This window comes from Nonomuraea sp. NPDC001684 (genome assembly GCF_053596515.1).
In genome coordinates, this window is record NZ_JBSFGJ010000467.1 from 1 (window position 1) to 7012 (window position 7012).

Annotated in this window: 5 protein-coding genes; 2 read left to right on the top strand and 3 right to left on the bottom strand. The window is 71.8% G+C overall.

Annotated elements, in window-relative coordinates; translation table 11 throughout:
- A partial coding sequence (locus ACWCSD_RS43995; RefSeq protein WP_449924194.1) for an LCP family protein occupies nucleotides 1–1350 on the top strand: 1350 nt, incomplete at its 5' end.
- A 65-nt stretch (nucleotides 1351–1415) separates the two neighbouring features.
- Here ACWCSD_RS43995 and ACWCSD_RS44000 read toward each other — a convergent pair.
- Both ACWCSD_RS44000 and ACWCSD_RS44005 read right to left on the bottom strand, forming a co-directional pair.
- Nucleotides 1416–2753: a hypothetical protein gene (locus tag ACWCSD_RS44000; RefSeq protein WP_397155953.1), complete on the bottom strand. Its 1338-nt coding sequence runs from the start codon at nucleotides 2751–2753 to the stop codon at nucleotides 1416–1418.
- Nucleotides 2754–2957: 204 nt separating this feature from the next.
- Nucleotides 2958–4784 (bottom strand): spermidine synthase, encoded by a 1827-nt coding sequence (locus tag ACWCSD_RS44005; RefSeq protein WP_397155951.1) that lies wholly within the window; start codon nucleotides 4782–4784, stop codon nucleotides 2958–2960.
- Nucleotides 4785–5179: 395 nt separating this feature from the next.
- On the opposite strand from ACWCSD_RS44005, the gene ACWCSD_RS44010 reads away from it, so the two are divergent.
- Nucleotides 5180–6538 carry a S8 family serine peptidase gene (locus ACWCSD_RS44010; protein ID WP_449924198.1) on the top strand — a complete coding sequence of 453 codons (1359 nt, stop codon included), beginning with the start codon at nucleotides 5180–5182 and terminating at the stop codon, nucleotides 6536–6538.
- Nucleotides 6539–6596: 58 nt separating this feature from the next.
- Here the strand turns inward: ACWCSD_RS44010 and ACWCSD_RS44015 are convergent, their stop codons facing one another.
- Entirely contained in the window at nucleotides 6597–6917 is a 321-nt protein-coding gene (locus ACWCSD_RS44015) for an ABC transporter permease (RefSeq protein ID WP_449924201.1), read from the bottom strand.
- Nucleotides 6918–7012: the final 95 nt, after the last annotated feature.

A 7012-nucleotide genomic window follows, 5' to 3' on the forward strand; every position in this document is an offset into this window, starting at 1 on the left:
GGCGCGTACGCGGTGCTGCTGCTCGCGGCCCTGGCCTTCGGCCTGACCCGGGATCTGAGCAACCTGACGGGCCTGGCCGAGGACGGCGCCATGGTCACGGTGATCGTCATCGCGGCCGCGTGCGCGCTGGCCTGGTTCGCCGTGATCGCCGTCTCGTACGTGGCGCTGGGCCCCAACAGGCTGAACCAGCAGGGCCAGGTGGGGACCGGGATCGTCGTGGGCGTGCTGTGCGTGGCCGTCATGTCGCCGTTCGCGCTGACGGCCAACTACGTGCTGGCCGGGCGGAACGCCGTCAACGCGATCTTCCCCTCGCACCCGGACCCGGAGAACCCCGTCCAGATCAAGAACCCCGAGGACCCCTGGGACGGCAAGACCCGGGTGAACTTCCTGCTGGTCGGCGGGGACGCCGCGGGCAACCGCGTGGGCGTGCGCACCGACAGCATGACGGTGGCCAGCGTGGACACCAGGACCGGCAACACCGTGCTGTTCAGCCTGCCGCGCAACCTGCAGCACGTGCGCTTCCCGCCGTCCTCGCCGCTGCACAAGCACTTCCCCAACGGCTACATGGCCGAGCTGCCCAACGGCGGCCTGCTCAACGAGGTCTGGCAGTACGCCAACGACAACCCGCAGCTCATGGGCGGCAAGAACCGCGGCCCGCGGGCCCTCATGGACGCCATCGGCTACACCCTGAACCTCAGGATCGACTACTACGCCCTGATCAACATGTACGGCTTCGCCGCCCTGGTGGACGCCATCGGCGGCCTGAAGATCCGGGTCGAGGAGGACGTCAAGTGGGGCGGCCACTTCGGCACCGCCGGCACGATCAAGGCGGGCTACCGCAAGCTGTCGGGTGAGGAGGCCCTGTGGTACGGCCGCTCCCGCGTCAACAGCGACGACTTCTCCCGCATGGGACGCCAGCGCTGCGTGATCGGCGCCTTCGCCCAGCAGGCCACGCCCGGCGTGATCCTGACGAACTTCACCAAGATCGCCGGGGCGGCCAAGCGGCTGGCCCAGACGAACATCCCGCGTCCGCTCGTCGCGCCGCTGGCGGACCTGGCGCTCAAGGTCAAGGACGCCAAGATCACCAGCCTGCAGTTCGTGCCGCCGGACTTCTACTCGGGCAGGCCCGACTGGGTCAAGATCCGCGCGGCCGCGAAGAAGGCGATCGCCGACTCCGACCGCTCCGCCCGCCAGGCCCAGACCGCCAACGTGACCGCGTCCCCCGGCTCCCCGACGGCCACGCCGTCGCGGACCCGTACGCAGGCCCAGGGGGGCACGCCGACCGAGACCCCGACCCGCAACAGCCAGCGGGGCGGCGCGAAGTCCCTGACGGAGCTGTGCGGCCTGTGACGGCCACGCCCGCCGGAGCCCGGCTCCGGCGGGAGCTCTGATCGGCGAAGGCCCGCGACCTCAGGTCACTTCGTCAGGTGCCCGAGGATCCAGTCGGCGAGCGTGCCGGTGACCGTGCCGTGCTCGGAGTTGTCGGAGTCGCACTGGTAGTCGTCCAGCTCGCTGTGCTCCGGCGACAGGGCGGTGATGTCGGTGTAGAGGTCCACGGTCCAGTCCACGGGGTCGTACTGGAGCGCGACGGCGCTCACGGTGGGGACGAAGCAGGCCGACCGGAACCGGCCGGCGATCGGCGCGCCGAACGCGTCGGCGACCATGCCGTAGGAGGGCAGCGTGCCGCCGGGCGCCCCGTCGAAGGCCGCGACGCCGCTGGTGCGGCTGGTGCCGGCCCACAGCGGGACGGCCCGCATGCCGCCCACCCGCTGACGGGAGCCCCGGTCCGGCTGGGTGCGCACGGTGGCGCCGGCCAGCCCGTCCAGGGCGGTCCACTCGAAGGCCAGGGCGTCGGGCGGGACGTTGCGGCCGGTGCCGTCGGCGGCGCCGTTGGAGACGCCGAGCTTGCGCGGCCTGAGCGGGAACCAGCCGGCGGCGCGCAGGTCCTCGATGAACGCCAGGCGCAGCGGGCTGGCCGTGGCGACCGGCCCGGAGTAGCGCCCGTCGGGGACCCAGCCCCACAGGAGCTGCTGCGCGGCCGGGCTCCTGATCAGCGCGGCCTGGCCGGGCGCGGCCGGCGCCAGGGCCTCGGCGAAGTAGGCGAGCTGTTGCAGGACGAGCGGGATCCAGGCGCCGTTGTGCGGGGAGTCGTAGGACAGGTAGGTCATCGTCTGGTGGTCCTCGCGGCGGCGTTCCATCTCCGCCAGCGCGTACCGGGTGACCAGGCCGCCCGCGCCGAGGCCCCCGACGATCAGCGGCGTGGTGCCGAGCCGCTCGCGGATCGCGCGGCCCACGCACGTCGCCGCGACCCCGGCGTTGGCCTGGATGTGGGTGTGGCGGGCGGCGAAGCCGAGCAGCACGACGTCGATGCCCTGGGCGAGCAGCCGGCTGAGCAGCCGGTCGCCGTGCGGCGGGTACGGCGCGTCGAGCCGTCCCCACAGCCCGGCCAGGTCGCTGGGCCCGTGGCCGAACCCGTCGGCGAAGATCATGGGACGGACGAGCGCGTCGTGGCCCGCGGCGAGATGGACGGCGGCCGTCCCCGTGGCGAGCCGGCCCTGGTAGGGCCAGGCGGAGGTGAGCTCCCACCGCGCGTCGGGCGCGCGGTGCTCCCCGGAGCCGGCGGGGTCGTGCGCGAAGAACACCCCCGTGGGGAGCGCTGCGGCGACCTGTTGCGCGCGTCCGGCGGGCGCGGGCCCGGACTCCTGTGCCTGAATGCGCTCGACGTCGATCCTGGCCGCCCCTGGTGTCGCCATGACTGTCACCTTTTCTCGTGGGTTACCGGATGTGACCCCCGATTCGCGTGCCCGCCTTTCTGAATATCTTTCGATCTTTTTTCGGATTCGATGACGTCTCCAGCTCACCTCGCCCACGGCGACAAATCAACCCGCGCCGCCGACAATTCACCCTGACCATCGGTCAAGGCATTACACAGGAGCGCCGTGGGCCATTTCCCTTTGTCACACGAGCGCGGTCTTTCGCGGCATCAGCGCCAGGGCGCCCAGGTAGAGCAGGGCGGCCACGATGAGCAGGCCCTTGTAGCCGATCACCAGCGCCAGGTATTCCAGGCAGCCGCCGACCATCGCGCCGAGCAGGTTCGCGCCGAAGGACGTGGTCGCGTCGGCGGTGTCGGAGAAACGTTTGGCGAAGACCACGTTCGCGGCGAAGATCGGCAGGAACGCCACCGTCACCGCCGCCACGGCGCGCAGCGGCACCGGCAGCGACAACAGCCACGCGTTGGGCACCAGCCAGGCCAGCAGCAGGCCGGCCAGCAGCACGGCGTACATGACCGGCAGCGGCGGGGTGCGGAAGCGGCGGGTCACCTCGACGGCGGCGAGCACGGCGACCAGCACCCCGGCGAAGACGATCGCGTTGACCACCCAGGTGGTGCCGAACAGCAGCGCGAAGCCCGTCACGCTCTTGGTCTCCAGCAGCATGAACGCCACCCCGAGCAGGAACAGGTCGGCGTAGGGCTTCATGCGCCCGTAGGGGCCCGCCACCACGCGGACGGCCAGCAGGCTGACGATGAGGATCAGGCCGAGGGTGATGATGTAGATCGGCGGGATCGTCCGGTCCTTCAGGTAGAGGAAGGGGCGGTCGTCGTCGGCGGGGGCCGGGGTGCCGGCGGCGGCGCCGGGCCACTGGCTCGCGCAGCGCTGGTCGGCGGCGGTCAGACCGGCGGTGATGACGGCCTGCTGGCCGGCGGTGCTGACCACGTCGACGCACGGCTTGTGGCCGAAGGCGGTCTGCATGGTCGAGGCCAGCCGGTCGACCAGCCAGCTCTCGCGGTAGTAGTTGTACATCGAGAACGTGCCGCCCGGCCGCAGGTGGGCGCGGGCGGCCCGCATGGCCTCGGCGGTGAACAGGTAGCTCTCCAGGCGCAGCGAGCTGGCCCCGGACACGAGGGTGAGCGAGTCGGGCAGGGCGAACAGGATCAGGTCGTAGCGGTCGCCGCTGCGTTCCAGGAAGGCGCGGCCGTCGGTGATGTGGGTGGTGACGCGCGGGTCGGCGTAGGGCTTGTCGGGGTGCAGGCTGCCGCCCAGCTCGCGCAGCTTGGGGTCGATCTCGACGGCGTCGACGTGCTGGGCGCCCTTCGACAGCGCGATGGCCACGTCGGTGCCGCTGCCCGCGCCGACGATCAGCACGTCCTTGGGCGGCCTGGTGGTGCGCTCGTAGGGCAGCCCGTACTGGCGTTCCCACTGCAGACGGGCGTAGGCGGGCACGGCCTGCTGGTGCGGGATGCCGTTGACGGAGATGTCGGTGACCGGCACGCCGAGCATCTGCATCGCCTTGTAGGTCACCTTGTAGTACGGCGACCACAGCGCCCCGGCCGTCAGCGTCTCCGACAGCAGCAGGCCGGCGACCAGGAGCGAGGGCAGGACCACCAGGCCCAGGTAGAGCGAGCGGGGCCGGGGCACCAGGAGCAGGCCGTAGCACAGGGCCGCGACCACCCCCCAGAACACCGGCGGCGCCGACAGGAACGACAGCGCCGTGAACGCGGCGATGCCGCTGAGGCTGCCGATCAGGTCGTAGCGGTAGGCCTCCAGGCGCGGCAGCTCGGGGAAGCAGCGCCCGACCAGCTCGGCGGGCCCCATGAGCACCGCCGCCGCGGCGATGAAGATCACCGGCAGGATCAGCCAGGCGGGCGGCCCGACGGTGCCCAGGCTCGTCCAGTACAGGACGCCCTCGGTGTTGCGGTCGACCGTCACCGGGAAGGCCAGCACGAGGGCCACCAGGACGAGCAGGACGACCGGCGAGTAATAGGGCTGGCGGCGCGAGCGCCCCACGCGCAGAAATCCGAGCCCGATTCCAAGAAAAGAACCGAGCAGGACAAAATTGGTGAAATAACTCAGATGAACGATGTTCGAGCCTGTCCATCTGATGAGCGCCAGTTCGAGGAAGAGCATGAAGGCACTGGCGAGGACGAGCCTCGGCCGGACCGGCAGCCAGTGTTGTCTTTCCCCGTCGGAAACCGGCGTCTGCGCCTGGAGCGTCATGATGCATCACCGTAGTGAACAGACCGAAGACAAGGAAGCCTGACGCCCCGGAAACAATTATGGTCCGCTTCGCCACTTATGCGGTGTTTTCGCAGGTCACAACCGCCGTAAGGGGCTGGACGCGCCTTGACGGATGCAGGAATGTTGGGTCGTTCGTTTGCCCCCATTACGTTCGGTGGTGACTCATGCGGGTCCTGATCCAGCTCCGTCCCTCCCCCGATCTGGTCGCGGCCGTCGCCGATCCCGGCCAGACCGCCACCACGGCCGACGTCGCCGACGGCCTGCCCGGCGTCGAACTCGACACGGCCTTCACACCGGTCGCCGTGCCGAGGCCGGTCCCCGCGGCCGGCGGCGATCCCCTCTCCCTCCACCAGCCCCTCGACTTCTCGCTGGCCGCCGAGGACGCCTCCGTGCTGGTCCGCGGCACGATCTCCGACGACGAGCTGACCTCGCGGGTCACGCTGCTGCCCACGCTGCGCCCCGACGTCGTCGGGGTGTTCGCCGACCCGGTGATCGAGTCCAGCCTGACCTGCGGCGGCGATCCGCCCGTGGGCGACTGGCACGACGTCGAACGCCTGCTCAACGTGGCCGGGCTGCACGCCGAGGGGCTCGACGGCGCCGGGGTGGCGCTGGCCGTCCTGGACACCGGCGTCAACGCCGCGCACGTGGCCCGCCAGCTCGGCCGCGGCGTCACGCTGGACGCCGAGCGGAGCTGGAACCCCTCCGGCGTCACCGGCCGGGCCGGCCAGTTCGAGGTCGACCACGGCACGATGTGCGCCTTCGACGCGCTCATCGCCGCGCCGCAGGCGTCCCTGATCGACGTGCCGCTGCTGCGGTCGGCCCGGCCGGGCGGCTCGGCTCTCGACGGCCTGCTGTCGGACGCGGTGGCCGCCTTCACCCATCTGCGCACGGTGCTGGAGGCCCAGCCCGCGGCGTCCAGGTCGCTGGTGGTGAGCAACTCGTGGGGGTCGTTCTCCCCCGAGTGGGACTTCCCCGTCGGGCATCCGGGCAACTACTCCGACAACGCCGCCCACCCGTTCAACCTGGTCGTGGCTAGTCTCGACCGGGCGGGCGCGGACGTGCTGTTCGCGGCGGGCAACTGCGGCAGGCAGTGCCCCGACGGCCGGTGCGCCTTCCCCAACCGGCCCATCGGCGGGGCCAACTCCCATCCCAAGGCGTTGTCGATCGGCGGGGTCGACGTCAACGGCGAGCGGGTGGGCTACTCCTCGCAGGGGCCGGGGCGGCTGACAGCGCGCAAGCCCGACGTGTGCGCGTACACGCACTTCTCGGGGTCGCGGGCGTTCGGCGACGGCGAGCCGGACACGGGCACCTCGGCGGCGACGCCGGTGGCCGCCGGGCTGGTGGCCGCGGTGCGCACCCGGTGGCCGGCCGCCAAGCTGTCGCCGGCGCAGCTGCGGGCGCTGCTGCGGCGCACCGCCGAGGACCGCAGCGAGGTGGGTTTCGACTACGACTACGGCTACGGGACGGTCGATCCGGCGGGCATCCTGGCCGCGCTGCACCGGCGGGCCAAGGCCGCGGCCTGAGCGCGGCCCTGCCCACTCCCCTGGGCACGGGCGGGCGGGCCGTCCCGGAGCGGCCCGCTCACGCGGTCTCCCGGTTGAACACGCGGGCCCCGACGGTCAGGCCGACCACGGCGAGCCCGGCCGTGACGGCCACGCCGAGCCCGACCGTGCCGGTGGCGTAGTGGCCGGCGAACAGGTCGCGCAGCGCCTCCAGGACGTACCTGAAGGGGCTGAGGTGCGACAGCGCGTCCAGCCAGCCGGGCGCCATCGACATCGGCAGGAACGCGCCCGACAGCAGCACCAGCGGGATGACCGCCGTCGACATCACCGGCGCGAACAGCTGCTCGCCGATGGTCAGCGCGACGGCGTACGACAGGGCGGCCAGGCTCGCCCCCAGCATGCCACACCTTCGTGCACCGCCAGTTCAAAATCTTCCCGCCGAGCCGACGACAGCCCCTGCTGGGTGGCATGGGCGCTCACGCCCTTCCGCAATGC